This window comes from Herbiconiux aconitum (assembly GCF_024979235.1).
Taxonomy (GTDB): domain Bacteria; phylum Actinomycetota; class Actinomycetes; order Actinomycetales; family Microbacteriaceae; genus Herbiconiux; species Herbiconiux aconitum.
On sequence record NZ_JANLCM010000001.1, the window covers coordinates 1,501,717 to 1,526,860 of the forward strand.

Annotated in this window: 27 protein-coding genes; 17 read left to right on the forward strand and 10 right to left on the reverse strand. The window is 67.0% G+C overall.

Annotated features, from left to right (window positions below):
* The first annotated feature begins 112 nt into the window (after positions 1-112).
* Positions 113-1,045, forward strand: coding sequence for a DMT family transporter (locus tag N1027_RS06990; RefSeq protein WP_259506464.1), 933 nt, complete (start codon positions 113-115; stop codon positions 1,043-1,045).
* A 7-nt stretch (positions 1,046-1,052) separates the two neighbouring features.
* Here N1027_RS06990 and N1027_RS06995 read toward each other — a convergent pair whose 3' ends face one another.
* Both N1027_RS06995 and N1027_RS07000 read right to left on the reverse strand, forming a co-directional pair.
* The gene (locus N1027_RS06995; RefSeq protein ID WP_259506466.1) at positions 1,053-1,496 is read right to left on the reverse strand and encodes a MarR family winged helix-turn-helix transcriptional regulator; all 444 of its coding nucleotides are present in this window, start codon (positions 1,494-1,496) and stop codon (positions 1,053-1,055) included.
* A 37-nt stretch (positions 1,497-1,533) separates the two neighbouring features.
* Positions 1,534-3,150 carry an amidohydrolase gene (locus N1027_RS07000; protein ID WP_259506467.1) on the reverse strand — a complete coding sequence of 539 codons (1,617 nt, stop codon included), beginning with the start codon at positions 3,148-3,150 and terminating at the stop codon, positions 1,534-1,536.
* A 99-nt stretch (positions 3,151-3,249) separates the two neighbouring features.
* Between N1027_RS07000 and N1027_RS07005 the strand changes: the two genes are divergently transcribed.
* The 4 genes from N1027_RS07005 to N1027_RS07020 all read left to right on the forward strand — a co-directional run bounded on the left by N1027_RS07005 (position 3,250) and on the right by N1027_RS07020 (position 6,354).
* Positions 3,250-3,441 (forward strand): hypothetical protein, encoded by a 192-nt coding sequence (locus N1027_RS07005; protein ID WP_259506468.1) that lies wholly within the window; start codon positions 3,250-3,252, stop codon positions 3,439-3,441.
* 247 nt (positions 3,442-3,688) lie between these two features.
* Positions 3,689-4,273: a YdeI/OmpD-associated family protein gene (locus N1027_RS07010; RefSeq protein ID WP_259506469.1), complete on the forward strand. Its 585-nt coding sequence runs from the start codon at positions 3,689-3,691 to the stop codon at positions 4,271-4,273.
* A gap of 63 nt (positions 4,274-4,336) precedes the next feature.
* Positions 4,337-4,759 carry a Fur family transcriptional regulator gene (locus N1027_RS07015; RefSeq protein ID WP_259506470.1) on the forward strand — a complete coding sequence of 141 codons (423 nt, stop codon included), beginning with the start codon at positions 4,337-4,339 and terminating at the stop codon, positions 4,757-4,759.
* A 98-nt stretch (positions 4,760-4,857) separates the two neighbouring features.
* Positions 4,858-6,354: a catalase gene (locus N1027_RS07020; RefSeq protein WP_259506471.1), complete on the forward strand. Its 1,497-nt coding sequence runs from the start codon at positions 4,858-4,860 to the stop codon at positions 6,352-6,354.
* Between the two features lie 84 nt (positions 6,355-6,438).
* On the opposite strand, the gene N1027_RS07025 is transcribed toward N1027_RS07020, so the two are convergent.
* Positions 6,439-9,390, reverse strand: a complete 2,952-nt coding sequence (locus tag N1027_RS07025; protein WP_259506474.1) for a fibronectin type III domain-containing protein — start codon at positions 9,388-9,390, stop codon at positions 6,439-6,441.
* A 240-nt stretch (positions 9,391-9,630) separates the two neighbouring features.
* Here N1027_RS07025 and N1027_RS07030 point away from each other — a divergent pair, with 240 nt between their 5' ends.
* A complete protein-coding gene (locus tag N1027_RS07030; protein ID WP_259506480.1) occupies positions 9,631-11,229 on the forward strand; it encodes a cell wall-binding repeat-containing protein in 1,599 nt (532 codons plus the stop codon).
* Positions 11,230-11,304: 75 nt separating this feature from the next.
* On the opposite strand, the gene N1027_RS07035 is transcribed toward N1027_RS07030, so the two are convergent.
* Positions 11,305-12,003, reverse strand: a complete 699-nt coding sequence (locus N1027_RS07035; protein WP_259506481.1) for a winged helix-turn-helix domain-containing protein — start codon at positions 12,001-12,003, stop codon at positions 11,305-11,307.
* 381 nt (positions 12,004-12,384) lie between these two features.
* Between N1027_RS07035 and N1027_RS07040 the strand changes: the two genes are divergently transcribed.
* Positions 12,385-13,920, forward strand: a complete 1,536-nt coding sequence (locus N1027_RS07040) for an MFS transporter (protein ID WP_259506482.1) — start codon at positions 12,385-12,387, stop codon at positions 13,918-13,920.
* Between the two features lie 166 nt (positions 13,921-14,086).
* Here N1027_RS07040 and upp read toward each other — a convergent pair whose 3' ends face one another.
* Positions 14,087-14,719 carry a uracil phosphoribosyltransferase gene (gene upp, locus N1027_RS07045; RefSeq protein WP_092549163.1) on the reverse strand — a complete coding sequence of 211 codons (633 nt, stop codon included), beginning with the start codon at positions 14,717-14,719 and terminating at the stop codon, positions 14,087-14,089.
* 130 nt (positions 14,720-14,849) lie between these two features.
* Between upp and tadA the strand changes: the two genes are divergently transcribed.
* Positions 14,850-15,299: a tRNA adenosine(34) deaminase TadA gene (gene tadA / locus N1027_RS07050; RefSeq protein WP_259507926.1), complete on the forward strand. Its 450-nt coding sequence runs from the start codon at positions 14,850-14,852 to the stop codon at positions 15,297-15,299.
* A gap of 9 nt (positions 15,300-15,308) precedes the next feature.
* On the opposite strand, the gene N1027_RS07055 is transcribed toward tadA, so the two are convergent.
* Both N1027_RS07055 and N1027_RS07060 read right to left on the reverse strand, forming a co-directional pair.
* A complete protein-coding gene (locus N1027_RS07055) occupies positions 15,309-16,028 on the reverse strand; it encodes a glutamine amidotransferase-related protein (RefSeq protein WP_259506484.1) in 720 nt (239 codons plus the stop codon).
* Positions 16,029-16,039: 11 nt separating this feature from the next.
* On the reverse strand, positions 16,040-17,002 hold the full coding sequence (locus N1027_RS07060; protein ID WP_259506486.1) for a cation diffusion facilitator family transporter: 963 nt from the start codon (positions 17,000-17,002) through the stop codon (positions 16,040-16,042).
* 58 nt (positions 17,003-17,060) lie between these two features.
* On the opposite strand from N1027_RS07060, the gene proC reads away from it, so the two are divergent.
* Entirely contained in the window at positions 17,061-17,909 is an 849-nt protein-coding gene (proC, locus tag N1027_RS07065) for a pyrroline-5-carboxylate reductase (RefSeq protein WP_259506487.1), read from the forward strand.
* On the opposite strand, the gene N1027_RS07070 is transcribed toward proC, so the two are convergent.
* The gene (locus N1027_RS07070) at positions 17,906-18,577 is read right to left on the reverse strand and encodes a potassium channel family protein (RefSeq protein WP_259506489.1); all 672 of its coding nucleotides are present in this window, start codon (positions 18,575-18,577) and stop codon (positions 17,906-17,908) included. The two genes, proC and N1027_RS07070, sit on opposite strands and share 4 nt — an antisense overlap.
* Positions 18,570-20,054 carry a TrkH family potassium uptake protein gene (locus tag N1027_RS07075; protein ID WP_372499689.1) on the reverse strand — a complete coding sequence of 495 codons (1,485 nt, stop codon included), beginning with the start codon at positions 20,052-20,054 and terminating at the stop codon, positions 18,570-18,572. The genes N1027_RS07070 and N1027_RS07075 overlap by 8 nt, the downstream gene beginning before the upstream one ends.
* A 103-nt stretch (positions 20,055-20,157) precedes the next feature.
* On the opposite strand from N1027_RS07075, the gene N1027_RS07080 reads away from it, so the two are divergent.
* The 6 genes from N1027_RS07080 (at position 20,158) to N1027_RS07105 (ending at position 22,094) form a co-directional block, all read left to right on the forward strand.
* Entirely contained in the window at positions 20,158-20,619 is a 462-nt protein-coding gene (locus N1027_RS07080) for an ArsR/SmtB family transcription factor (protein ID WP_092549139.1), read from the forward strand.
* Positions 20,620-20,705: 86 nt separating this feature from the next.
* The gene (locus tag N1027_RS07085) at positions 20,706-20,912 is read left to right on the forward strand and encodes a helix-turn-helix domain-containing protein (protein WP_259506492.1); all 207 of its coding nucleotides are present in this window, start codon (positions 20,706-20,708) and stop codon (positions 20,910-20,912) included.
* 81 nt (positions 20,913-20,993) lie between these two features.
* Positions 20,994-21,092 (forward strand): 30S ribosomal protein bS22, encoded by a 99-nt coding sequence (locus N1027_RS07090; RefSeq protein ID WP_003792170.1) that lies wholly within the window; start codon positions 20,994-20,996, stop codon positions 21,090-21,092.
* Between the two features lie 71 nt (positions 21,093-21,163).
* On the forward strand, positions 21,164-21,478 hold the full coding sequence (locus N1027_RS07095) for a hypothetical protein (RefSeq protein WP_259506494.1): 315 nt from the start codon (positions 21,164-21,166) through the stop codon (positions 21,476-21,478).
* A 41-nt stretch (positions 21,479-21,519) separates the two neighbouring features.
* Positions 21,520-21,798 (forward strand): glutaredoxin family protein, encoded by a 279-nt coding sequence (locus N1027_RS07100; RefSeq protein ID WP_259506496.1) that lies wholly within the window; start codon positions 21,520-21,522, stop codon positions 21,796-21,798.
* Positions 21,795-22,094 carry a Dabb family protein gene (locus N1027_RS07105; protein ID WP_259506498.1) on the forward strand — a complete coding sequence of 100 codons (300 nt, stop codon included), beginning with the start codon at positions 21,795-21,797 and terminating at the stop codon, positions 22,092-22,094. The genes N1027_RS07100 and N1027_RS07105 overlap by 4 nt, the downstream gene beginning before the upstream one ends.
* Before the next feature lie 75 nt (positions 22,095-22,169).
* On the opposite strand, the gene aspS is transcribed toward N1027_RS07105, so the two are convergent.
* Positions 22,170-23,480 carry an aspartate--tRNA(Asn) ligase gene (gene aspS / locus N1027_RS07110; protein ID WP_259506500.1) on the reverse strand — a complete coding sequence of 437 codons (1,311 nt, stop codon included), beginning with the start codon at positions 23,478-23,480 and terminating at the stop codon, positions 22,170-22,172.
* 325 nt (positions 23,481-23,805) lie between these two features.
* On the opposite strand from aspS, the gene N1027_RS07115 reads away from it, so the two are divergent.
* On the forward strand, positions 23,806-24,450 hold the full coding sequence (locus tag N1027_RS07115; protein ID WP_259506501.1) for a histidine phosphatase family protein: 645 nt from the start codon (positions 23,806-23,808) through the stop codon (positions 24,448-24,450).
* Positions 24,447-25,142, forward strand: coding sequence for a TlpA disulfide reductase family protein (locus tag N1027_RS07120; RefSeq protein ID WP_259506503.1), 696 nt, complete (start codon positions 24,447-24,449; stop codon positions 25,140-25,142). The genes N1027_RS07115 and N1027_RS07120 overlap by 4 nt, the downstream gene beginning before the upstream one ends.
* Positions 25,143-25,144 lie beyond the last annotated feature (2 nt).

Genomic DNA, 25,144 nt, shown 5'->3' on the forward strand with positions numbered 1-25,144 from the left:
GGGCACGATTCGTCGCTTCCCGCCGCGTCGTGCGACGAATCGTGCCCACTCGATCGCTTCGAGCGCCCGGTATCGTGGGGCGAATGCGGGGCGCAGCGGTGAAGGACGTGACGTGAGCCGGCGACCCGTCGTCGTCGCCACCGTGTCGTTGCTCGCCGCGACGTTGTTCTGGGCCGGCAACTACGTGGTGGGGGCGGCCGCGGTCGCGGAGCTCGATCCGCTCAGCCTCGTGTTCCTCCGCTGGGCGTTCGCGGCGATCCCACTGCTCGTGCTCGCCCACCTGATCGAGCGGCCGAAGTGGCGCGATGTCTTGAGGGCCTGGCCGTGGCTCATCGCGCTGAGCGCCACGGGAGTCATCGGATACACCCTGCTGCTCTACACCGCCCTGCAATACACGGATGCCTTCAACGCCTCGCTCATCAACGCCTTCAACCCGGCCCTCATCAGCGTCGCGGCCGTGCTCTTCCTGCGCGAGCGGCTCTCCGCCACCGCGGTCATCGGCATCGTGCTGGCGCTCGTCGGCGTGCTCATCGTGCTCTCGCGCGGCTCGCTCGACGGCTTCTTCGACGGCGGATTCGGCATCGGCGACGTGTTCATGGTGGGGGCGATCGTGGCCTGGACGGCCTACACGATCCTCGGCCGGCGTGGTCCGCGCATCCCGCCCATCACCTCGACGGCGTTGCAGGTGGTGATCGCCGTGATCGTGCTCGCGCCCATCACGGTGCTCTCCGGCGGCCCTGCGATTCCTCAGACGCCGAGCGTGTGGTGGGCGCTGGCGTTCATCGTGGTGTTTCCCTCGGTGCTGTCCTACCTGCTCTGGAACCGGGCACTCGGCGTCATCCCGCCCGCTCGGGCCGGTGTCTTCCTCAACCTCATCACCGTGTTCACCGCGGCACTCACGCTGGTGCTCGGCCAACCGTTCACCGTCGCTCAGGTGGTGGGAGGCGTCATCGTGCTGGGGGGAGTGGCCCTGGCGAACCTGCAGGCCTTCCGCGCACCCAAGCAGGAGGTGGCGGCTCCCACGAGCACCGAACCCACTCTCTGAACGCGGGCTATCGCCCCGAGACGCCTTCGCGCAGCTTGTCGCAGAGCCGGGCGAGCTCGTCGAGCTCGTCGGACGAGAGGTGACCGGTCATGTGCGCGCTGATCGATTCGGCGTGGATGACGGCCGCTTGCCGGTAGACCTGCACCCCGTGCTCCGTGAGCCCGACGAGCGTGCCTCGGCCGTCGGTGGGGTCGTCGTTCTTCTCCAGGATGCCGCGCGCCACGAGACGGTCGACCAGGCGGCTGATGCTCGGCTGGGTGAGCAGCACCTTCTCGCCGAGGTCGCGGATGCGCAGCACCTTCCTCGGCTGGATGAACAGATTGAACATCACGTCGTATTCGTTCAGCGACACGATGTCGGTGGGGAACTCGGTGGCGAGCTGGCGCATCACCGTGACCTGAGCCCGGAACAGCGATTCCCAAGCGGCGACGGGTGAGACTTCTGCTGCCATTCCCGCTCCCGACGCTCGTGGAATCCGTTCGTGGAACTCATTGTGACACGCTGTACACCCGCTCGCCCGCGAGATAGGTCTCGACCACGTCGAGGCCCGGTAGCGCATCCGGTGTCACCGTGGAGGGGTCGGCGGAGAGCACCACGAGGTCGGCGAACTTGCCCACCTCGAGGCTGCCCACTTCGTGCTCCGAGAACAGCTGCCAGGCGGCGTCGAGGGTCTGGGCCCGGATCGCCTCGTCGAGCGTCACCCCGGCAGCGCCTTCGAGGTGCCGGCCCGATCGCGTGGTGCGCGTCATCGCCACCGCCATGTTGCGCAGCGGTTCGGCGGGCGTGACCGTGCCGTCGTTGTGGAACGAGATCTTCAGGCCCGCATCGAGCGCCGCGCGTGCATTCGCCCACGGACCGCCGTGCTCGGGCCCGAAGAGGTCGTCGACGAGTACCTCGCCCCAGTAATAGATGTGGTCGACGAGGATGCTCGCCGTCACGCCGAGCGCTGCCGCCCGCTCGAACTGGGCCGGTGTCATGGCGCCGACGTGCTCCATCCGCAACCGGTGGTCGGCGCGCGGATGCCGCTCCAGCAACGCTTCCCAGCAGTCGAGCACGCGGTCGACCGCGAGGTCGCCGTGCACGTGGCAGGCGAGCTGCCAGCCCTCGGGGAAGTAGCGCTCCACCACCTCGTCGAGCTGCTCGCGCGTGTAGTTCGCCGAGCCGTGCGAACCCGGTTCCACCCCGATCGACCGGGTGCCGGGGGTGTCGAGGTAGGGGAAGGAGAGGAGGATGTTGCCGACCCAGGGCGACCCGTCGGCCCAGGTCTTCATCCCCACCTGGCGAATGAGCTCGTCGCCGTTCTGCGGGGCGACGGATGCGACGACCTCCGGCGCTGACATCTCGTACAGTCGCAGCCGCGCACGGAGCCCACCGCCCGCACGGGCGGCGTCGAGGGCGGGCCGCTTCGCGGCATCCCAGCTCATGTCGCTCACGGTCGTGATGCCCACGGCGTTGAGGGTTTCGAGGTAGGCGGTGAGCAGCTCGGGGAGGTCGCGCTGGGCAGCCGCGAGGGTGTCGCGGAGCAGAGCGAGAACGGTGCCCACTTCGAAGCCCTTGCCGGTCAGTTCTCCTGCGGCATCCTTCTCCCAGTGCGAGCCGGCGGGGTCTGGGGTGTCGCGGTCGATTCCGGCGCGGCGGGCCGCGGCGGTGTTGAAGAAGACCACGTGGCCGGAGTTGTGCAGGATGACCAGGGGTGTGTCACCGGCCCAGTCATCGAGTTGCTGGAGCGTGGGGTCGCTCAGGCCGGTCTGCAGCAAGCCGTCCCAGCCGTTGAAGACGGCGCCCTCGGGGCGCGCGGTGAGACCCTCGCGGATCGCCTGCATCACCTCGCCGGCGGTGGCGAGCACCACCGGGCGGATGTCGATCATGGCTCGGCTCAGCACCACCGCGGCGTCGGTCGGGTGCCCGTGCGCCTCCACGAAGCCGGGCAGCAGCGCCCGCTCGCCCAGCTCGACGACCCGCGCATCCGGTGTCGCCTGCGAACGCACCTCGACGGCGTCGCCGACCGCCGCGATCCGGCCGTCGCGCACCAGCAGAGCCTCCGCTCGAGGCCGGGTCTCGTCGACCGTGATGACCGTGCCGAGGAAGAGGATCTCCGTGCTCATGGCGCAACTGTAGCGGCCGTCTCCCGGGCTGGTGCCCCGGTGCTTTCAGTTCTACGCTCGGGTCTCAACCGATCCCGAATCCACCCGGAAGGAACTCTCATGACAAGCGAAACTTCGCCGACGCCGGCCGACTTGACGGGAACACCGGACGAGCGCACGAGACGGCTCGCCCACTTGGTCGACGCGCCGAGCGCGGAGTGGCTTCGGCGCCAACTGGAGGCGGCTCTGCGCGATTGGGCTGCCGATGAGAGCGAACTCGACATCATCAAGGAATCCCGCGCCGACTACTGAGTCGTGGCAGAAGGGCGAAGGTTAAGTTATTGAGGGCCCGTCGTAGAGGCTAACGACGGGCCCTCTCCCTTGCACCAAGAGTGTCCTGCAATCACATTCCGCGTTAGCTGCCACAGCAAACAACTAACGCTCTATGAATATATAACGGTCCGGTAACGGAGCGCTAGTTATCAAAACGTTATTTTTCTGAGAGTTCGCTGTGTGCCTCGAACGGGGGTGAATCACGGCGCTGAGTACGATGGCAGGCATGGCTGAAAAGGCGCGCACGGGCAGTGCTCGGACTCGATTCACCACCGAGGTCCTCCTCGTCGGCGAGCGGCTCATCGCCCGGTTCCCGGAGGTCGCGAGCGCAGAACTGCCGTCTCGAGGGCAGGTGGCTGTGACGGGCCTGATCAACGAGCATCCCTTCGAGGCGGTCGTCGAACCGGACGGCCTCCGGGGGCACTGGCTCGACGTCGGGGAGGTGCTGCGAGGGATCGACGACGATGCCGACACCGGCTCTGGCGCTGGCTCCGTGGGCGAAGGCGACACGGTAGAGCTCGAGATCGAGCGCAACGAGGCGTGGCCCGAACCGAACGTGCCGGCCGAGTTCGACGAGGCGCTCGCGGAGACGCCGGCGGCGGGGGAGACCTGGGAGGGCATCACGCCCATGGCCCGGTGGGAGTGGGTGCGCTGGGTCAATGCCACGAAGAACCCCGCGACCCGCGAGAAGCGCATCGAGGTGAGCATGTCGAAGCTCGGAAAGGGGATGCGGCGGCCCTGTTGCTTCGACCTCTCCTCGTGCACCGACCCTGAGTTGTCGAAGAACGGCAAGTTGCTGGGTCTCTCGTGAAGCGGCGGTCAGCATCCGTAAGTCTTGTTTTGAATGGTTCACGATAGCTGCTACGGTCGAACCATGTACGAGACACCCGAAACCGAGCTCCGCGAAGCCGGTCTGCGGGTCACCGCCGGGCGCGTCGCGGTGCTCGACGCTCTCGGGTCGATGCCGCACGCCGACGCGGATGCTCTCTTCCGGTCCATCTCCCCGGGCCTCGCCAACACCTCGGTGCAGTCGGTGCACAACATCCTCGCCGACCTGTCGTCGGCCGGGCTCCTGCGCCGCATCGAGCCGGCCGGTTCGTCCGCCCGCTACGAGCGGCGCATCGGCGACAACCACCACCACGTGGTCTGCACGAACTGCGGAGCGGTGGCCGACGTCGACTGCGTGCACGGCGCGGCACCGTGCCTCACCCCGTCGACGGATGCCGGCTACCGCATCCAGACCGCCGAGGTCACCTTCTGGGGCCTCTGCCCCGCATGCCAGGCGGCCACCGGGTAAAGCCGTCGCGCCAGCCTCCACTGTCTGGGGTCATCGACCCCGTGCATCCGATCCACCATCCGGTCCGCCCGTCTTGGGCACCCCTCTGAAGGAGAACAATGTCCGAAACCACGCCCACCACCACCCAGACCGGCACCCCGGTCGCGAGTGACGCGCACTCGCTCACCACGGGTGCCGACGGCGTCGCCGCCCTGCACGACCGCTACCTGGTGGAGAAGTTGGCGCAGTTCAACCGCGAGCGCATCCCGGAGCGCATCGTGCACGCCAAGGGCGGGGGAGCGTTCGGTCGCTTCGAGGTGACCGAAGACGTCTCGGCCTACACGCGCGCCGCCGTGTTCCAGCCGGGCGCGACCACCGAGACCCTCACCCGGTTCTCGAGCGTCGCCGGCGAGCAAGGCAGCCCTGACACCTGGCGCGACGTGCGCGGCTACTCGGTGAAGTTCTACACGACCGAGGGCAACTACGACATCGTGGGCAACAACACGCCGGTGTTCTTCATCCGCGACGGCATCAAGTTCCCCGACTTCATCCACTCGCAGAAGCGGCTGCCCGGATCGGGTCTCCGCGACGCCGACATGCAGTGGGACTTCTGGACGCTCTCGCCCGAGTCGGCCCACCAGGTCACCTACCTCATGGGCGACCGCGGCCTGCCGCGCTCCTGGCGCGAGATGCCCGGCTTCGGATCGCACACCTACCAGTGGACGAACCTCGACGGCGAGCGGTTCTGGGTGAAGTACCACTTCCGCTCCAACCAGGGCAACGTCGAGATGGCCGGCACCGAGGCCGAACTGATCGCGGGAGCCGACGCCGACTACTACCGCCGCGACCTCTACGAGGCGATCGAGCGCGGCGAGTTCCCGTCGTGGGATCTTCACGTGCAGGTCATGCCCTACGACCACGCGCACGACTACCGCTTCAATCCCTTCGACCTCACGAAGGTCTGGCCGCACGCCGACTACCCGCTCATCAAGGTGGGAACACTGACGCTCGATCGCAACCCGGAGAACTTCTTCGCGCAGATCGAGCAGGCGGCCTTCTCGCCCGCGAACACGGTGCCGGGCATCGACATCAGCCCCGACAAGATGCTCATGGCGCGCGTCTTCAGCTACCCGGATGCACAGCGCTACCGCGTAGGCAGCAACTACGCCGAGCTGCCGGTGAACGCGCCGCACGCGGCCCCGGTGCACAGCTACACGCAAGACGGCGCCGGTCGCCACGGCTTCAAGCCGGCCTCGGCTCCGGTCTATGCCCCGAACTCCTTCGGCGGACCGGTGGCCTCCGCTGCCGCGGCGGGCGCCGGCAGCTGGGAGACGGATGGCGCACTCGTGCGCTCCGCCGCGACCCTGCACACCGAAGACGACGACTTCGGCCAGGCCGGCACGCTCTACCGCGACGTGTTCGACGCGGCGCAGAAGCAGCGCTTCCTCGAGACCATCTCGGGTGCGGTCGGCGGAGTGCAGGATGCGGGCATCCGGGAGCGCGCCATCCAGTACTGGACGAACGTGGATGCGACACTCGGTGCACTCCTCCGCGCGGTTCTCGAGGCCGGCGCCGAGCCGTCCCTTGCGGCCGCGCAGCCGGGTCTCGCCGAGTAGTCACACGAAAAACGTCCCCCGATCGCACCTCCCGCTGAGGGGAAGGTGCGATCGGGGGACAGATCCGCGGAGGCCGCTGAACCGCTAGCGGGACTGCTCGCGGCGGCGCTGACGGTAGAGCGCCGCCCCGACACCGAGAAGCATCAGCGCGAGTGCCGCAAACGTGGGCAGGAGGGGCTCCGACCCGGTGGCTGCGAGCGTCTCGCCGCCGGCCGTGGTGGTGTCGGGGGTGCCGCCGACCTGGCCGCCGCCCTCGCCCTCGCCGTCCGGCGTGCCGGGGGCGACGTAGCCGGCGATCACGAGCGTCGCGGTGCCGGAGTGCGTCGAGTAGTCGACGCCCTCGATCGTGTTCGTGAACACCGCACGGTACTGCGTGAGATGCACGGCATCCGATGCGGTCACGTCGAGCGAGCCGCTGGTCGCGCCCTCGACGGGAACCCAACTGGCCGAACCGGCTGCCCGCGACTCCCACGCGACGGTGGGGGCCGGGATGCCCAGAGCGGCAGCCGAGAAAGTGACCGTCGATCCCGACTCGCCGTACTGCGCCACCGGCGACGCGGTGATCCGCGGCGCCTGCTGGCGGCCGACGACGATCATCGGAGCCGGTGACTTCGCGGTGCTGGAGAGGTAAGCGATGCCCTTGCCCGCATCCACTCCCACGCCGCCGATGGCGCCGCCGAAGTCGTCCGTGGCGTAGTGCGTGACCGTGTCGTCGATCAGGTCGACCACCGAGAGGCCGCCGTGGCCCGCCTCGGCGGAGGTGTGGCCGACGTAGGCGAGGCCCTTCTCCATGTCGATGTCGACGGGCCCGGCGTTCCGATCGAGCTTGTACTCCTTCAGAACGTTCATCTCGTTTCGCGTCTCGTAGAGACGGAGGCCCACGCTGTCGTCATCGGCGTTGTCGAACGTCGCGTAGAGCACGCCCGTGATGTCGTCGATGCGCATGCCACGCAGGTTCGAACCCGCAGAGAAGGTGCCCTTCAGCTCGAACCCTTCGGCGTCGAGCCACATGATGGTGCCGTTGTCGAGACCCAGGTAGACGAGACCGCGGTATCCGTCGTACTGCAGAGAGCGCACCGACGCCCCGACGGGGATCGGCTCGATGTACGGGGTGCCGAAGACAGCCGGGTTGGTGAGGTAGGAGGCGATCTTTCCGCCCTCGATCGCCACGAGCACGCCGTTGAAGCTGGAGTCGTAGGCGAGGTCCCGCACGGGTGCGCCCACGTCGAACTCGTCGATGACCTCACCGGTCACCGGGTCGATCGCCTGCACGGTTCCCTTGCTGCCGGATGCCTGGTCGGCGACGTACACAACGTGGGTCGTGGGGTTCACGGTCGTCGGTCCGGGCAGGCCGGCGGTCGGCGAGGTGAAGGTGCCGATGACCTGGTGGCCCAGAGCGACCTCTGCAGGCTGCTCGGCCGGCTCCTCGTCGGTGTTCGGTGGCACGGTGGTGGGCGTGCCGGTGCCCTCGGCCGGGATCGGCATGCCGTCCTCGGTCACGTACTTCTCACCGTTGTCGTACTTCGTGATGGTGAACGCGTCGAGCGTGTCGCCCACCTCCTTGTCGGTGGTGGATTCGCCGTCCCACTTCGCCGCCACGATCGACTCGTAGCGGATCTGGTCGTCGGTCACCGTGATGCCCTGGAACGTCGAGGTGTGGCCCGCGCGAGTCACCATCGTGGCGCCGTTCTGGGTCCAGACGTTGTCGTCCTCCGGCTGCAGCTCGTAGTACTTCGGGCCCGAGACGGCGACGGTGTACACCGGACCGGTGGTCACGCCGGGGGTGTCCGTCGCATCCGTGTTCACGAAGCCGCGTCCGTAGGTGTGGTCGTGGCCCATCAACACCAGGTCGATGTCGTTGCGCTGGAAGACAGGGAGCCAGGATTCGCGCACGTCGACCTCGTCGCGTCCTTCAGCCGTGGAGAACACGGGCTGGTGGAACACGGCGACGGCCCACTTGTTGGGGTTGTTCGCCAGGATCGAGTCGAGCCACCGGCTCTGCATGTCGAGCCAGAGCGCGCTCGGGTTCGGGCAGGCGATGTGGCAGGGCGGCAGATCCGTCGGCGTCATCAGCTCGACGGCCTGGTCGCGGCTCGCGTTGAGCGAGATGAAGCGCACACCCTGGTAGTCGGTGTAGTAGGCCGTCTCTTCGAGGGCGATCGCCATCTGCTTCTCGTAGGCGGCCTTCTGCAGCTCGCCCTCCGAGGTGCCACCGGTGGCGGCGTCTTCCTTCGGGCCATTCGCGTCGTACTCGAAGTTCGACTTCCAGACCTTGAGGAAGGCGTCTCCGCCATACTCGTGGTTGCCGGGGGCAGCGATCACGTTGCGCGACTGGCTGTAGCCGTCCATGGCGCCGAACCACTCGGTCCACTCGCCGTCGTTGCCGCCTGTGTTCACGAGGTCGCCCGCGTTCACGGTGCCGACCGCATCCGGGAAGGTGTCGAAGGCCTGCTTGACGACCGGCGTCCACTTCTCGGTGAGGTCGTTCTGCGCGTCGCCGAAGTAGATGAAGGTGAACGGATCGCCCGCCTTGCCGGCCGTGGTGAAGCGGTAGGTGTCGCTGACGGCGGTGCCGTTGCCCACGAAGTACTCGTACTCGGTGCCCGGAGCGAGACCGTCGACGGTGGCCGAGTGCGTGCGCGTCGGCACACCGGCGCTGTCGAGCTGCTCGTTGGCGTGGGAGTCGATCGTGCGCCAGGCTGCGTCGGCCTTGCCGGCCTCGCGGATGCTCACCTTGCCGTCATTCACGTTCGCGCCGGTGCGCCAGGTGAAGGACTGCTCGGTGTCGGGGTGCTCAGGGGGCGTCAGGATGACGCGCTCGGGGGCGGCCTGGTCGGCGTCGGTTGCTGCGACGAGGCCGGTGGCTGCTGCGTTTGCGGCTGCTGGGGTTACTGACGTTGCTGACGATGCTGCCGTCTGTGTTGCTGCCGTTGCTGTGGCGGCCACGGTCAGCGGCGCGATGCCGGCGACCAGGGCGGTGGTGATCGCCGCGACTGTTCTCAGGGGTCGTCGCGAGGTCGTTCGGGGAGAACCCATGTGACCTTGTTCCTCTCGGTTCGGTGCGGGGATTCGTCCGTGAGTGCACGGAGAATCTCAATAGTCGAGCGTCTGGGGAACTCGAAGCCAACCCTCAGCCCAGCGACAGGCAAACAGCCGTCGAACAGTGTCCGTCAGTCGCTTACCTGAGAAAACATCGCATTAGTGGTTTACCTGAGGTATTCTCGTCTTGACCCGCGGCGTCGCCGCACCCACAGCTGACGTTTTGGACGGCACATCATGAACGAAATCTCGCAAGGCCGGAGCGCTCGCCCGGCGCGCTGGCTCCTCGCGCTCGCCCTCGGCACGGTGCTCACAGCGGCACCGATGCTTGCCTCTGCCCCACCGGCGAACGCGGCAGGCCCCTACGTAGCGGTCGATGATACGTACTCGACGACGCAAAGTGCGAAGTTCACGAGCCAGCTGGGAGTTCAGGCAAATGATTCGCTAGGCGGCGAGGACTTGGCCTGGTGGGCACCTCTGTCATCTTTGCCCAAGCATGGGCAGGTCTTGCCTCTCCTTGAGAAGGGCAAGTTCACTTACACGCCGGATGCTGGGTTCAGCGGCACGGACTCCTTCCAATACTGCCTCACCAAAGTGTTCGCGGAATGCGCCTCCAATTACGCAACCGTCACAATCACCGTGGATGCCGCCGTACCGGTCGACGATCATCTCGCCACTCCTGTTGGTGCGCCGTTGTTGCTTTCTAGCGCTTTATTGCTTGCTAACGACGTGAATGCAGCGCATGTCCAGCTTTCGGCAAGTCCCCGGCCCACTATGCATGGGGTGCTTGCCATAAACCCTGACTTATCGGTGACATATACGCCGAATGCAGGGTTCATTGGAGTTGACACGCTCACCTACTGCCTTGCTGAGTTGGCCCATGCTGCCTGCCAGACGAGCTCTGCGACGGTGTTCATCAACGTGGGAATGCCGGTGACTTCGCGGGTTTCTGGAGCGGATCGGTATGAAGTGGCGGTTCAGATCGCCAACGGGATGTTCCCCACGACCGCGCCCGTCTTGTTCGTTGCCTCGGGGGTCAACTACCCCGACGCGCTGAGCGCTGGACCGGCCGCGGCGAAGCTCGGCGGAGCGCTGCTTCTGACTCTGCCCGATCGAGTCCCCGACAATGTTGCGGCGAAAGTCTCTTCGTTGAAACCAGGCCGGATCGTCATCATCGGTGGGGTCAACTCAGTTTCCGAAGCCGTTGTCGGCCAGCTCAAGACACTCGTGCCCGGCGCGACTCTGGAGCGTGTCGGTGGTGCTGATCGATATGAGGTGAGCCGCGCCATCGCCGACAAGATGTTCGGACCCTTTGCCCACGCCCAGGTGACGACCGGCGCCACCTTCGCCGATGCCCTCTCTGCCGGCGCGGCTGCGGGCGCCGTGGGTGAACCCGTCGTCTTGGTCAAGGGTGATGCTCCGGCCGCGGATGCGCCGACGCTAGCGTTGTTCGCGACCCACAACGCATCCGCTCTCACGATCGTGGGTGGTGTCAACTCGGTATCGACCGCCGTTGAGATGTCACTGCAGAAGGTCGGTCCCGTCAACCGAATCGGTGGAGCAGATCGGTTCGAGGCGTCCTACAACCTCAACCACGCAGCGTTCACCAAGGCCGACACGGTGTATCTCGCGACAGGGCTCAACTTCCCTGATGCTCTCGCCGGCAGCGTGCTTGCCGGGTCGGGCAAGTCGCCGCTGTATGTGATTCCGAAGTCGTGCGTTCCGCGCGTCGTGATCGATGACATCGTCCGCCTAGGTGCGAAGAAGGTGGTCCTCCTTGGCGGGACCGATTCCCTCACCGACGACGTCGCCAAACTCATCGCGTGCAAGGTATAGCAACCCGGCTCCACGACTGAGCCACGATCTGCCGAAACAGCCCGGCGAGCTCTGCGCTCGCCGGGCTGCGGCATTTCAGAAGAGGTCGGGGGAGGGGGTCGAGGTGTGACGGACGGAGACATCCGCGTGGCGGTCGAAGCGGTAGCCGACACCGCGCACCGTGCGCACGATGTCTTCGTAGTCGCCAAGCTTCGAGCGCAGGCGGCGAACGTGCACGTCGATGGTGCGCTCGTTCGGCACCTCCTCGTCACCGGCGCTCCACAGCGCGGTGATCAGCTCGGCGCGTTCGATGGTGCGGCCCTCACGCAGCACGAGGTACTGCAGCAGCTCGAACTCCTTGTAAGTGAGGTTCGCGGCGTTGTTGTCGAGCAGCACCCGCTTGCGGCTGAGGTCGACGACGACGCCGTCGCGGGCGCGGTCCTGCGCATCCGGAACCTGGCGGTGCTTGGCCAGCGCCGTCGGGTCCTGCAGCGCAAGACGCACCACGTCGACGTCACGGCCACCGGCGCCGCGAGGCGCGAGGGCGACGGCGGCGTAGGTCTCGGAGGAGGGCGCGAGCTCGGAGGCGAGGGCTTTGAGTGCTTCGACGATCCGTCCGAGGTCAGTGCCGTCGGCGGCGGCCTTGTCTTCGTCGATGCCGACGTAGAGCACGAAGCCGCGTGCTTCGGTGCCTTCGGGCACCGCGCGGATGCGGGGAGTGGTCGTTGCGACGTCGTCGACGCGGCTGATCGGGGTGATGGTGGCGGGGCGGGAATCGAGATGGGCGATCGACATGAGAGCTGTCCTAAGCGGCAATGACCCGTCTGAGCGGGTCGGAGATGTGTCAGGCTACGGACCGCGATGAGAGTCCGGGCTGCACCGGAAGATTCCGGATGCGGAGCACCTGCACCGTTCGATCAGCGGTATGAGGCTGAGAGGTGGAGGGGTGCTCGACGAGATGTCTCGTTAGCGACACATTCGACAACACATGACGACGCCACCGGCGATCATCATGCCGGCATGCCCAGGAGCCTCAAAGGAGGTCAGGGTGTGCACACTGTCAGTCATAGAGAGCATCTAAACAAATTCGAAGACGATTTGTCAAACGCCGGATCGTCGTCGCCGACCGAATGAGGACGGCTGCGACGGCCGAGGCGTCGGTATAGGTTCGACAGCATGGCTGTCGCATCCTCGCCTTCGCCGGTTGTCGGTCGTGCGCGATGGCAGGCCTTCGCTGTGTGCATCGCGGTCGCCGCGCTCACCATCCTCGATCTCTCGAAGGTCAATGTCGGACTGCCCTCGATCGAGAAGTCGCTGGGTGCGGGGTCGACGGAGCTGCAGATCATCGTCGCAGGTTACGCACTGGCGTTCGGTCTGGCACTCGTGCCCTCCGGCCGACTCGGCGACCTCTACTCGCGCAAGGTGATGTTCGTGGTGGGGCTCAGCGGCTTCACGGTGGCGAGTGCTCTGTGTGCGATGGCGCCAAGCATCCAGATCCTGGTGATGGCACGCATCCTGCAGGGCGTCGCAGCGGGTGTGCAGATGCCGCAGGTGCTGGGGCTCGTGCAGCAGCTGTTCCAAGGCGAGGAGCGCGGGCGTGCGTTCGGGCTGTTCGGCGCCACGATCGGTGTGGCGACGGCGTTCGGACCTACCCTCGGCGGTCTGCTGATCGCGGTCGGCGGCGAGACCGACGGCTGGCGGCTGTTGTTCTGGATGAACGTGCCGCTCGGCATCCTGGCGCTCGTGTTCGCCCTCCGCCTGCTCCCACGGACGCAACCCCACCAGGCCGGGCCCCGCAACCTTGATCTCGTGGGCATCCTCCTGCTCGGCGCGAGCGTTTTCAGCTTCATGCTGCCCTTCGTGCTCACCACCGGAGGGCCGGATGACAGCCCCTGGCGCTGGTTCTGGCTGCTCGGATGCGCGGTGGCGGTCGTGCTCTTCATCGCCTGGGAGCGTCGCTACGCGGCGGCCGGCAAATCTCCCGCCATCCATTTCTCGTTGTTCTCGCTCGGCTCCTATCGCAACGGGCTGCTACTGGCGACGGCGTACTTCGCGGCCATCCCGGCGATCTTCCTGCTGACGACGTTGTTCCTCCAAGAGGGGCTGGGCTTTCCGCCGGTGTTCGCGGGCATGGTGAGCATCTCATTCGCATTGACCTCGGCCATCGCATCGCTGATCGGCGGTCGGCTGGTCGGACGCTACGGGCGGTCTCTGGTGGTGGTCGGGCTTGTGGTCGCGTTCTGCGGCTTCGTGCTGGTGCTGCTCGCGGCGGTGCTGCCGCCGGCGGGCTGGTCGATCTGGCTCATGGCGGCCGCGATGGCGGTGGCCGGAGCGGGAGGTGGGCTCGTCATCTCGCCGAATCAGACGCTGACGCTCGCCGAGATCCCCGTGACCGAGGGTGGAGTGGCCGGCTCGATGGCGCAGGTGGGTCAGCGGGTCGGAACAGCGGTGGGGGTGGCGGCCGCGTCGTCGATCTTCTTCTCGACGCTCTACCGGGAGGGTCCGGGCAACGCGGACAACGTGTCGGTGTACCACGACGGTTTCCGCAACGCCTTCTTCGTGACGCTGGGGCTGATCCTGGTGGCGCTCGCGATCGGGCTGCTCGATCTGCTGCGACGCAAGCGAGCGGCGGACGAGCCGGAGGATGACGCCTCTGATTCGGACACGGCGCCGGCCGTGCCGACGGCCGACCCCGCAGGCACCGAGCAGTAGTCGACGCTATCGCGCCAGTCCCACGGGTTGCGGCACGAGATCGCAGGCCGCGGGCCGCGCTCGATGACCCAGGGTGAGGCCGAGGCCGCGAAGCGACCTCAGCCGAACATGTCGCCCCGCGCCGCAGAAGCGGCGGCGCGGGCGGAACTGTCTGCCGCCGCAGGCGTCAGACAGTTCCGTATAAACGGTCGCCGGCATCGCCGAGGCCCGGAACGATGTAACCCTTTTCGTTGAGGCGCTCGTCGAGGGCGCCCAGCACGAGGGTGACGTCGCGACCCTCGGTGGCCTTTTCGAGGGCCGCCACACCTTCGGGGGCTCCGAGAAGGCAGATGGCCGTGACATCCTGAGCGCCCCGCTTGAAGAGGAACTCGATGGCAGCGCTGAGCGAACCGCCGGTGGCGAGCATCGGGTCGAGCACGAAGCACTGGCGGTCGGAGAGGTCGTCGGGCAGGCGCTCGGCGTAGGTGGTGGGCTCGAGGGTCTCTTCGTTCCGCACCATGCCGAGAAAGCCCACCTCGGCCGAAGGCACCAGCTTGACCATGCCCTCGAGCATGCCCAGTCCGGCGCGCAGGATCGGCACCACGAGGGGGCGCGGGCTGCTGATCGCGACGCCGGTGGTCTCGGCGACAGGCGTCTGGATGGTGACCGGCTCGACCCGCACGTTGCGCGTGGCTTCGTAGGCCAGAAGGGTCACGAGCTCTTCGGCGAGGGAGCGGAAGGTGGGCGACGGCGTGTTCACGTCGCGCAGAACCGTCAGCTTGTGGGTGATGAGCGGGTGATCGGCAACGTGTACTCGCATACGGTCAATCTACTGGACTCGACCGCCCCTGCCGCAGGACGATATAACCTGTCGCCTGATGACGAGAGGAAGTGACGTGGTCGATTCGTTGCTCAGCCCTCTACCTTCGGCGGGCGTGCTGTCCGACTGGATGGGGCTCGCGCTCGACGAAGCGCGCGCTGCACTCGAGACCGAGGACGTGCCGGTCGGTGCGATCGTGGTCGACGGTTCGGGTGCCGTGATCGGTGTTGGCCGGAACGAGCGCGAATTGCGGCAGGACCCGACGGCGCACGCCGAGATCGTGGCCATCCGCCAGGCGTCGTGGAAGCTCGACGACTGGCACCTCACCGACGCGACGCTGATCGTGACCCTCGAGCCCTGTGTGATGTGCGCTGGGGCGATCCTGTCGGCTCGCATCCCGCGTGTCGTGTTCGGCGCCTGGGACGAGAAGGCCGGCGCGGCCGGCTCGGTCTACGACGTGCTGCGCGACCGGCGCCTGAACCACAGTGTCGAGGTGGTGGCGGGGGTCGAGGCCGAGGCCTGCGGGGAATTGCTCACCGCATTCTTCCGCGACGGCCGCGGGCCGATCTCGACCCGCTGAGCCAGCCCTTCAGGCGGCGGGCAGGCGGTCGAGGTACTCGCCGAGCATCCGTTGCGATGCCGTCTGCATGCGGGCACCGTAGCGTTGCCGCTCGGCACGCAGCGCTTCCGGCTCGTACCCGGCCGACGCGACGTAGGCGGCGTCGGCCACCAGCCACTCCTCGTGCATCTCGTCGGTGAGCTCGGGATGGAACTGCACCGCGAGCATCCAGTCGCCGATTCCGAAAGCCTCGTTCTCATACGCGGCCGACGTCGCCAGCCGCTCGACGCCGGCCGGCAGGTCGAAGGTGTCGCCGTGCCATTCGGCCACCGGAACGCCGGCGACGTGGCGCACCGGGGATTCGCGGCCGGCATCCGTCGGCGCCACGTCGCGGTAGCCCACCTCGACGGTGGGGCCCGGCCGAACCTCCTCGCCGAGCGCCGCCGCGATCAGTTGCGCGCCGAAGCACACACCGAGCGTTGGGCGCATGGCCGCCAGGCGTTCGCGCACCAGGGCGATCTCGGGCGCGATGAAGGGGTGCCGGTCGGCTTCGTAGACGCCACGGGCCGATCCGAGCACGATGAGCAGGTCGGCGCCGGATGCCGCGTGCATCGCCTCGGCGAACGCTTCAGGAGCAGACTCGGCCAGCGCCGCGTCGATCGTCTCGATCTCGTAGCCGTGCGCCCGAAGCACGGGCTCGAAGTTGCCGAGCGACACCATCCGCTCGTGCCGGATGACCGTAGCGCGCATTCCGGTGGCGCTCAGTCGGTGCTCTTGATGATGATCGCCTCGGTCGAGGTCTCGACCTCCACCGGCGGCACGTAGACGTCGGGCTCGATGTAGATGACGCGGGCGACCGGCACGGCGGAGCGGATGTTCTCCTCGACCTGATTGATCGTGGCCGCGACATCGCGCAACTCGCTTTCCGGTGGCAGCGCGATCTTGGCGGCGACCATCAATTCGTCGGGCCCGAGGTAGAGCGACTTCATGTGGATGAGGCGATCGACGTTCGCGGTGCCCTCGATCGCTCCCGAGATGGCGGCCGTGTCGACGTCGCTCGCCCCTTCGCCCACCAGCAGGCTCTTCGTCTCCATGCCGAGCACGACGGCGACCGCCACCAGCAGGGCGCCGATGAAGAGGGTTCCGATGCCGTCCCACGTGCCGTTGCCCGTGATCACGGAGAGCACGACACCAATGAAGGCGAAGGCGAGTCCGAGGAGTGCTGCTGTGTCTTCGAGCAGCACGACCGGGAGCTCGGGCGCCTTGGCGCGGCGCACGAACTGCACCCAGCTCTGCTTGCCGCGGGAATGGTTGCTCTCGCGAACGGCGGTGCGCAGCGAGAACCCCTCGAGCACCATGGCGATCACGAGCACGAGGATCGGCAGCCAGGCGTTCTCGATCGGGTGCGGCTCCGCCAGCTTCTCGATGCCCTCGTAGATCGAGAACACGCCTCCGACGGAGAACAGGATGATCGACACCACGAAGGCGTAGACGTAGCGCTCGCGGCCGTAGCCGAAGGGATGTTCCTTGTCGGCCTTCTTCTTCGCCCGCCTTCCGCCGAGCAGCAGGAGCAGCTGGTTGCCGGAATCGGCGAGCGAGTGAACGCCCTCCGCGAGCATCGACGAGGAGCCCGAGAAGAAGAATGCGATGAACTTCGTCACGGCGATGCCCAGGTTGGCGCCCAACGCCGCGAGAATCGCCTTGTTGCCGCCCGATGTGCTCACGAGTGCCTTCTTTCTGCTCGGCCGCCGCAGCCGCTGCGGCCAATCCTAGGATGGACTGATGACGCTCGCCGACTCCACTCAGCTCCCCTCCATCGCGCTGCTCGGCGCCGGCTCCATGGGCCGAGCCGTGCTGAGCGGACTGCTTGCCCCGACGGTCGAGGTGATCGGGGGCATCCGGGTGACCAACCGCTCGGCCGCGCGCGCCGCCGAGCTGGCCGACACCCCCGGCGTGACCGCGTTCGCCACCGACGACGACCCGGATGCGAACCGGCGCGCAGTCGCCGGCGCCGCCGTCGTGATCGTGGCCGTGAAGCCGGCGATGGTGCCCGATCTGCTCGACGAGATCGCCGCGTCTCTCGAGCCGGGCGCGATCGTGGTGAGCGTCGCCGCGGGCGTGACCGTGGCCACGTTCGAGGCGCACCTGCCGTCGACCGTGTCGGTGCTGCGGTCGATGCCCAACACGCCGGCCGTGGTCGGCCGCGCCGTCACGGGCCTATCGGCCGGCACTCGATCGAGCGAGGCCGACCTCGCCCTCGTGCGCTCGCTGTTCGAGACGGTGGGCACGGTGGTCGAGGTTCCGGAATCACAGCTCGATGCTCTCAGCACCATCTCCGGTTCGGGGCCCGCCTACGTGTTTCTGTTGATAGAAGCGTTGACGGCCGCTGCTGTGGAGAAGGGGTTCACAACCGAGCAGGCGGCCGAACTGGTCAACGGAACCTTCGCCGGCGCATCCGAACTCCTCGTCGCATCCGGAAAGACCCCGACCGAGCTCCGCATCCAGGTGACGAGCCCGAAGGGCACGACCGAACGCGCGCTCGCCGTGCTGCAGCAAGCCGACCTCCCCGCCCTCTTCACGAAGGCGACGGATGCGGCCCTGGCGCGCGCGAAGGAGCTGGCCGCCGGCTAATTCCCCAGTGCCGCGAAGGTCTCGATGTCGGACGACTTGCCCGACACGATGATGAGGTCATGGTTCGACACCACCGTCGACTCGGTCGCGTAGGTGAACGGCTTGCCCGGGCTCTTCACCCCCACCACTGTCACGTGATACTTCGTGCGCACGCCCGACTCGGTGAGGTTGAGCCCCCGGATCGGCTTCGGCGGATACATCTTCACCAGCGCGAAGTCGTCGTCGAACTCGATGAAGTCGAGCATGCGCCCCGATACCAGGTGCGCCACCCGCTCGCCGGCCTCGGCCTCGGGGTAGATGACGTGGTTCGCGCCGATCCGCTCGAGGATCTTGCCGTGCGACCGCGAGATCGCCTTCGCCCAGATCTGCGGCACGCGCAGATCGACCAGGTTGGCCGTGATGAGAACGGACGCCTCGATCGAGGACCCCACGGCGACGACGGCGATCTGGAACTCCCCCGCCCCGATCTGCCGCAGCGCCTCGACGTTCTTCGCGTCGGCCTGAACGGTGTGCGTCACTCGCTCCGACCACTTCTGCACGAGCCGCTCGTCTTCGTCGATCGCGAGCACTTCGCGGCCCAAGCGGTCGAGCTCGCCGGCGGTGGCCGCGCCGAAGCGACCCAGGCCGATCACGAGAACCGGGGCGTCGTGTTTGATCCGGTCAACCAACGATGGGCCTCTCTTCTGGGCGCTTGTAGAGCTGCTGCCGCTGGCTCGCGGCCAGGGCGGCGGCGAGAGTCACTGTACCAACGCGCCCCATGAACATGGTCGCCGCCATGATGTACACCCCGGCATCGGGCAGGGATGCAGTCAGACCGGTGGTGAGACCGGAGGTCGCGAACGCGGAGATCACGTCGAAGAGCACGAAGTCGAGCGGTGCCTTCGAGATCTGCAGGATGAGGATGCTCGACACCGCAACCGTCGTCGCCCCCCAGAGCACGACCGAGACGCCCAATCGCAGCACGTCGCTCGGGATGCGCCGGCTGAACGCCTCCATCTCCTGGTTTCCGCGGGCTTCCGCGAAGGCCGCGAGGAACAGCACGGCCAGGGTCGTGACTTTTATGCCGCCGGCCGTCGAGGCCGAACCACCGCCGATGAACATCAACATGTCGGTGACGAGCAGGCTCGATCCGTTGAGATCGGGGATGCTGATGGTCGAGAATCCGCCCGACCGTGTCATCACCGAGAGGAAGAAGCTCTGGAACACCGTGTCGCCCGCGCCGAGCGACCCGAAGGTCTTCGGATTGTCGAACTCGAGGATGATGTAGAGCGCCGCCCCGAACACGATGAGCAACGCACTCGTGACCAACGTGAGCTTCACGTGCACCGACCAGCGCGGGGGTCGGTTCAGCTTCTTCTGCCTGCGCCGGAGCTTCCAGCCCTTCATGCTCCGGGAGAGCGTGTAGATGACCGGGAACCCGATGCTGCCGAGAAAAACGCCGATCATCAGGATGGTGAGAAAGAAGTAGTCGTTCGCGAACGGTGTGAGACCTTCGGCGTTCGGCGAGAATCCCGTGTTCGTGAATGCCATCGCGGAGTAGTAGAGGCTGAACCAGACCGCTTCGCCGATCGGGATGCCGTCGATCAGCATCCGGGGCAGCAGGAGCACGGCGAGGGCGAGCTCGATCACCAAGGCGCTGATCGCGACCGTGGCGAGCAGCGAGCCGATTTCGCCGAGGCGCACTGCCTGTCCCTCGGCCACCGGACCATGATGCATCCGGAGCGGGTTGGTGTCGCTCGCGGCGATCAGGCGCGCACGCAAGCCGAGTCGACGGGAGATGACGAGCCCCAGGATGCTCGCGAGAGTCAGCACGCCGAGCGCACCGATCTGCACTCCGATGTAAACGAGCACGTGGCCGAACACCGACCAGTAGGTGGCCATGTCGACCGTGGAGAGACCGGTGACGCAGATGACCGAGACCGCGGTGAACAGCGAATCGGCCAGGCCCGTCGCCTTGCCCGAGGCGCTTGAGATCGGCAACGAGAAAAGCACGGTGAAGATCAGAACGAGCGACGCGAAGATGAGGATCGCGAATCGCGAGGGCGAATGCTCGGAGAATTCGCGCATCGCATCGCGCACGCGGCCGATCCAGGTGCGGCTCCGGTGCAGCGGGCTGCGGGCGGTCACCGTGCTGCGGATGCTCATCTCTGATCCTCGCCTCGCGCGGGCCAACGAGCTGCCCCTGTTTGAACGCTGCAATGCTACCCGGGGTGGCGCGGATGCGGGGGCGCACCACTACCCTGGACGCATGGCCGACATCTTCTCAGTGATCGCTGACCCCACCAGGCGTCAGCTCCTGTCGTTGCTGCTCGAGCGTTACGTCTCCTCCGACAGCCCGAGCGCATCCGGCGCGGGCGAGGGGGAGTTCAGCGTCTCGGAACTGGTGTCGCAGCTCGAACTGAGCCAGCCGACCGTCTCCAAGCACCTCAAGGTGCTGCGGGATGCGGGGTTGGTGATGGTGCGCGAGGAGGGCCAGCACCGCTTCTACAAGATCGACGTGTCGCCGCTCGAAGATGTGGAGGACTGGATCATCCCGTTCCTCTCCGCCGACTTCGACGAAGCCGCGTCGGACGAGCTGTGGGACAACGCGTCCGACGCCGTGAAGTCGGCCGCCGCGACCTTCGGCCAGAACGTGGGCCGGCGCGCCGCGGCCACCTCGCACGCGGTGAAGTCGGTGGCCGACGACCTGGTGTCGAAGCTGAGGCGCTGAGTTCGCCCGGTAGCGGTGCGGATGTCGCGCTGGTGCGCATGGGACTGCTGTTGCCCGTGGGGCCATCCAGCCGCTATGGTTTCGCCATGGCTGCGGACCTGGATGACGTGAAGTTCCTCACGGTCGCCGAGGTGGCCGAGATGATGCGGGTTTCGAAGATGACCGTGTATCGGCTCGTTCACTCCGGTGAGCTTCCGGCGATCCGTTTCGGCCGTTCCTTCCGAGTTCCGGAGTCGGCGGTGGCATCGGCCGTGGAGAACCACGTGGCAGACCACGTCGCCGATTCGGCCTGACGGTAGCTGGTACACTTCTCCGAGGCCCTTTGGCCGGCCGCCGGTTTTCGGCGTGGTCATCCTGATACGTGTGAGGTTTGTGTGGGTTCTGTAATCAAGAAGCGTCGCAAGCGCATGGCGAAGAAGAAGCATCGCAAGCTGCTTCGCAAGACTCGCCACCAGCGTCGCAACAAGAAGTAGCCCGACCTGAGGTCTCGCTACGCGAGCAGAGCGCCAGACATCGCGTCTGGCGCTTTTTGCTTTGGCCGCCCATGAGCGATGCTGCCGTCGAGTACTGCGCCACCCTGGTCGTCCGCGAAGCGGTGACCAAGCTCGACGCGCTCGTGGTCGTGGCGCTCGCGGTCGACCGGCCGATTCATGGTGCCGGCACGGCGCATCCGTTCATCGAGCTCGAAAGCGGTGCCCGGGTGGAGGTCGAGATCCCCAAGTTCGGCGAGCCGCCGCCGCTGGCTGTCGATGTCTACTCGCACCTGGGTTTTGAGCACGCTGCGATGAGTGCGCTGGCGTTGCTCGGCCGACTGGAGGAGTCCACGGCCTGGATGGTGAAGCCCGACTTCACGCTGTGATCGCGACCGGTCACGGGTCGAGTGCTCGGTAGGCTGAGACGGTGCCCTCCGTCTCACTCACGCTCATCGGCAAACCGGGGTGTCACCTCTGCGACGACGCTCGCGACGCGATCCGAGGGGTGCTCGACGACCTGGCTGCCGATTCCTCGGTTCCGTCAGTCGACGTGAACGTGACCGAACTGTCGATCCTCGACAATCCCGCCCTCCTGGACGAGTTCGCTGAGGAGATCCCGGTGGTCATGATCGACGGCCGGGTGCACACGATCTGGCGGGTCGAACCGGCCCGTCTCCGCACCGCTCTCCTGGAGGCATCCGCATGATCCGTCACGTCGTCGCGTGGAAGCTCGAGGCAACCGACCCCGCTGAGAAGGCTGCCGATGCAGCCGAGATCGCCCGTCTGCTCTCGGGCCTCGTCGGCGTCGTGCCGTCGATCGCGGCTCTCGACGTCGGCCCCAACATGGCCTACTTCGAGGCGAACTGGGATGTCCTGCTGGTCGCCGACTTCGCGTCGCTCGCCGACCTCGACGCCTACCAGACGCATCCGGCGCACCTCGAGGTGGTGCCGCAGGTGAAGGCGCGCGTCGCGCAGCGCGCGTCGGTCGACATCGAGCTCTGACCAGCTTTTTATGCAAATAGTGAGGACCGACCCCCTATAGGCGGTCGGTCCTCACTATTTGCATAAAAACTAGCGCTACGGCAGCAATCGGGTCGGCCCGCGGAACAGGTAGACGACCTCGCGGAGGTTCGTTTGGTGCAGCATCAGCATGAGCACGCGCGACAGGCCCATGCCGAACCCGCCGTGCGGCGGCACCCCGTAGCGGAAGAAGTCGAGGTAGAACCCGAGCTCCTCGGGGTCGAGGCCCTTCTCGCGCGCCTGCTCGATCAGCACCTCGACGCGGTGCTCGCGCTGAGCGCCGGTGGAGATCTCGACCCCGTTGTAGATGAGGTCGTAGCTGTTGGTCAACGTCGGATCGGACGCGTGGCGCATGTGGTAGAACGGCCGGATGCTCGACGCATAGTCGGTGAGGAACACGAAGTCGTGCCCGTACGTCTCCTTGACGTAGGCCGCGATCTGGCGTTCGCCCTCCGGGTCCATGTCGTCGTCTTCGCGTGGCACGACGTAGCCGCGCGACGCCACGATCTCCTTCGCCTCAGCGAGCGGGATGCGCGGGAACGGCTGCGTCGGCACCTCGATGTCGACGTCGAACAGAGCTTTGATCTCCTCGCCGTGCTTCTCCTTGACCGCGCGCAGGCCCGCGACCATGAGCTCTTCGTGCAGCTGCATGACGTCTTCGTGCGAGTCGATCCACGAGATCTCCGCGTCGACGCTGGTGAACTCGGTGGCGTGCCGAGAGGTGAAGGAGGGGTCGGCGCGGAACGCGGGCCCGACCTCGAACACCTTGCCGAAGCCGGCAGGCTGTGCCATCTGCTTGAAGAACTGCGGGCTCTGGGCAAGGTAGGCCTTGCCCTCGAAGTAGTCGACCTCGAACAGTTCGGCGCGCGATTCCGATGCCGAGGCCATGAGCTTCGGAGTGTGGATCTCGATGAAGTCGTGCTCGACCCAGTAGGTGCGCCAGGCGTGCTCGAGCGTGGTCTGCACGCGGAAGACGAGGTTCTGCTCAGGGCGGCGCAGGTCGAGGAAGCGCCAGTCCATGCGCTTGTCGATGCCCGAGTCGGCCGCGATCGGCGTCTCCGGGATGGCTGCGGTCTCCACCACGAGCGTCGCGAGCTTCACCTCGATGCCGCCGAGCTTCACGCGCTCGTCGTGCTTGAGCTCGCCGGTGACCGTGATGAAGGAGCCCTGTGAGAGGCCCGAGATGATCTCGGCGACCTCTTCGGTCTCATCCGTTCGCGGGTTCACCAACTGAACGGCGCCGGACTCGTCACGAAGAACGACGAACTGCACCTTCTTCTGATCGCGCACCGTATCGACCCAGCCGGAGACGGCGACGGGCCCATCGGGCGATGCGGCAAGGTTCTTGACGAGGGTGCGTTCGGTCACGGGTAACGAGTCTACCTGCGAGCCAACCCGGCAGCGCCGGTGGCCGACGGATGCGCCCGGCTGCGACGGATCAGGACTCCTGCGTGGGAACGCGGCGGTATCCGTCGACGCGCATGGCGGCGATGGTGGCGGCGATTCCGGCGGAAGCGACGACGGCGAAGATGGAGAGCGTGATGATGGTCATGATTAAGCCTTTCTGAGATCCATTTCACCTCAGGAAACTGTTCAGCACAATTGCAGAGTTCTACATAATCCGTGTAGCGGAGCTAACAGATGACGATGCTCTCGGCGTTCTCGCGGTTAGGCCGCTCGTAGACTGGGTATCGTGCCCGCCAGCCAGATCCACCTCGTCCGCCACGGCGAAGTCTTCAACCCCGACGAAGTGCTCTACGGGCGTCTGCCGAATTTCGGCCTCTCCGATCTCGGGCACCGCATGGCGAAGGCCGCGGCCGACGACCTTGTGGCCCGCAAGCGTCCGATCAGCGCGCTCTACACCTCTCCGCTCCAGCGTGCCCGCGAGTCGGGTCAGCCCATCGCTCGGGCACTCGAACTGACGCCGGGCGTCGAAGAGCGCATCATCGAGCCCACCAACGCCTTCGAGGGTCGACGGATGCGCGGCCCCGGCGGGGCACTTCGCGATCCTCGCATGTGGCGCTTCCTCTGGAACCCCTGGCGCCCCGCCTGGGGCGAGGCCTTCACCTCCATCTCGGCACGGATGCTCGCTGCCATGACGGATGCGCACGCCTCCGTCGACGACGGAGACGTCGTGATGGTCAGCCATCAGCTGCCGATCTGGATGGCGCACCGCACCATCGTGGGCGAGAGACTGCCGCACGACCCGCGAAAGCGCCGGTGCGCGCTGTCGAGCATCACCACCTTCGAGCGCCGGGGCGACCGCTTCGTCGAGGTCGGCTACGTCGACCCCGCAGCGGCCCTCGCCGCCTCCGCCACCGACGTGGGGGCAGTGTGACCCGCACCTCGACCAGGTTCCGCATCGCTGCCGCCGCGGCACTCGCTGCCGTCGCCCTGTTGCTCGCGGGCTGCTCGAACGACCCGCTCGCCCAGCAGTATCTCGAGGGCAGCAACAAGAACTACATCTCCGGTGACGGGTCGATCACCGAGGTTCCGCTGGCCGATCGCGGAGCCGCCGTGCAGTTCTCCGGCACCGACGAGAACGGCGACCCGGTCTCCGCGAGCGACTACACCGGCCAGGTCGTCGTGCTCAATTTCTGGTACGCCGGATGCGCGCCCTGCCGCGCCGAGGCCCCCGCACTCGAGAAGCTGAACGGCGAATTCGAGGGGCAGGGCGTGTCGTTCCTCGGCGTGAACGTGCGCGACCAGCCGCCCACCGCGGTCGCGTTCGCCGAGAAGTACGGCGTCTCCTACCCTTCGGTGGTCGACACCGACGGCGCGATGCAGCTCGCCTTCGCCGGCACGGTGGCGCCGAACGCGGTGCCGACCACGCTGGTGCTCGATCCGCAGGGCCGGGTCGCCGCGCGCATCCTGGGCCAGCTGACCGACGCGTCGATCCTCGAGACGCTCATCAAGTCGAACCTGCCGGGGGGCGACAGCGGAGAGTCAGGCGACCCGACGCCGACACCTGCCGCGGCCGGTTCCGGTGGCACGGCGGCGGCCCCAGCCGGCCCCGACGGATCGAGCTGACG

Bases quoted from the DNA above. Each gene is read 5' to 3' on its own strand.
- N1027_RS06995 (WP_259506466.1), bottom strand. From the start codon at position 1,496: ATGGCAGCAGAAGTCTCACCCGTCGCCGCTTGGGAATCGCTGTTCCGG.
- N1027_RS07000 (WP_259506467.1), bottom strand. From the start codon at position 3,150: ATGAGCACGGAGATCCTCTTCCTCGGCACGGTCATCACGGTCGACGAG.
- N1027_RS07005 (WP_259506468.1), top strand. From the start codon at position 3,250: ATGACAAGCGAAACTTCGCCGACGCCGGCCGACTTGACGGGAACACCG.
- N1027_RS07010 (WP_259506469.1), top strand. From the start codon at position 3,689: ATGGCTGAAAAGGCGCGCACGGGCAGTGCTCGGACTCGATTCACCACC.
- N1027_RS07015 (WP_259506470.1), top strand. From the start codon at position 4,337: ATGTACGAGACACCCGAAACCGAGCTCCGCGAAGCCGGTCTGCGGGTC.
- N1027_RS07020 (WP_259506471.1), top strand. From the start codon at position 4,858: ATGTCCGAAACCACGCCCACCACCACCCAGACCGGCACCCCGGTCGCG.
- N1027_RS07025 (WP_259506474.1), bottom strand. From the start codon at position 9,390: ATGGGTTCTCCCCGAACGACCTCGCGACGACCCCTGAGAACAGTCGCG.
- N1027_RS07030 (WP_259506480.1), top strand. From the start codon at position 9,631: ATGAACGAAATCTCGCAAGGCCGGAGCGCTCGCCCGGCGCGCTGGCTC.
- N1027_RS07035 (WP_259506481.1), bottom strand. From the start codon at position 12,003: ATGTCGATCGCCCATCTCGATTCCCGCCCCGCCACCATCACCCCGATC.
- N1027_RS07040 (WP_259506482.1), top strand. From the start codon at position 12,385: ATGGCTGTCGCATCCTCGCCTTCGCCGGTTGTCGGTCGTGCGCGATGG.
- upp (WP_092549163.1), bottom strand. From the start codon at position 14,719: ATGCGAGTACACGTTGCCGATCACCCGCTCATCACCCACAAGCTGACG.
- tadA (WP_259507926.1), top strand. From the start codon at position 14,850: ATGGGGCTCGCGCTCGACGAAGCGCGCGCTGCACTCGAGACCGAGGAC.
- N1027_RS07055 (WP_259506484.1), bottom strand. From the start codon at position 16,028: ATGCGCGCTACGGTCATCCGGCACGAGCGGATGGTGTCGCTCGGCAAC.
- proC (WP_259506487.1), top strand. From the start codon at position 17,061: ATGACGCTCGCCGACTCCACTCAGCTCCCCTCCATCGCGCTGCTCGGC.
- N1027_RS07075 (WP_372499689.1), bottom strand. From the start codon at position 20,054: ATGAGCATCCGCAGCACGGTGACCGCCCGCAGCCCGCTGCACCGGAGC.
- N1027_RS07080 (WP_092549139.1), top strand. From the start codon at position 20,158: ATGGCCGACATCTTCTCAGTGATCGCTGACCCCACCAGGCGTCAGCTC.
- N1027_RS07085 (WP_259506492.1), top strand. From the start codon at position 20,706: ATGGCTGCGGACCTGGATGACGTGAAGTTCCTCACGGTCGCCGAGGTG.
- N1027_RS07095 (WP_259506494.1), top strand. From the start codon at position 21,164: ATGAGCGATGCTGCCGTCGAGTACTGCGCCACCCTGGTCGTCCGCGAA.
- N1027_RS07105 (WP_259506498.1), top strand. From the start codon at position 21,795: ATGATCCGTCACGTCGTCGCGTGGAAGCTCGAGGCAACCGACCCCGCT.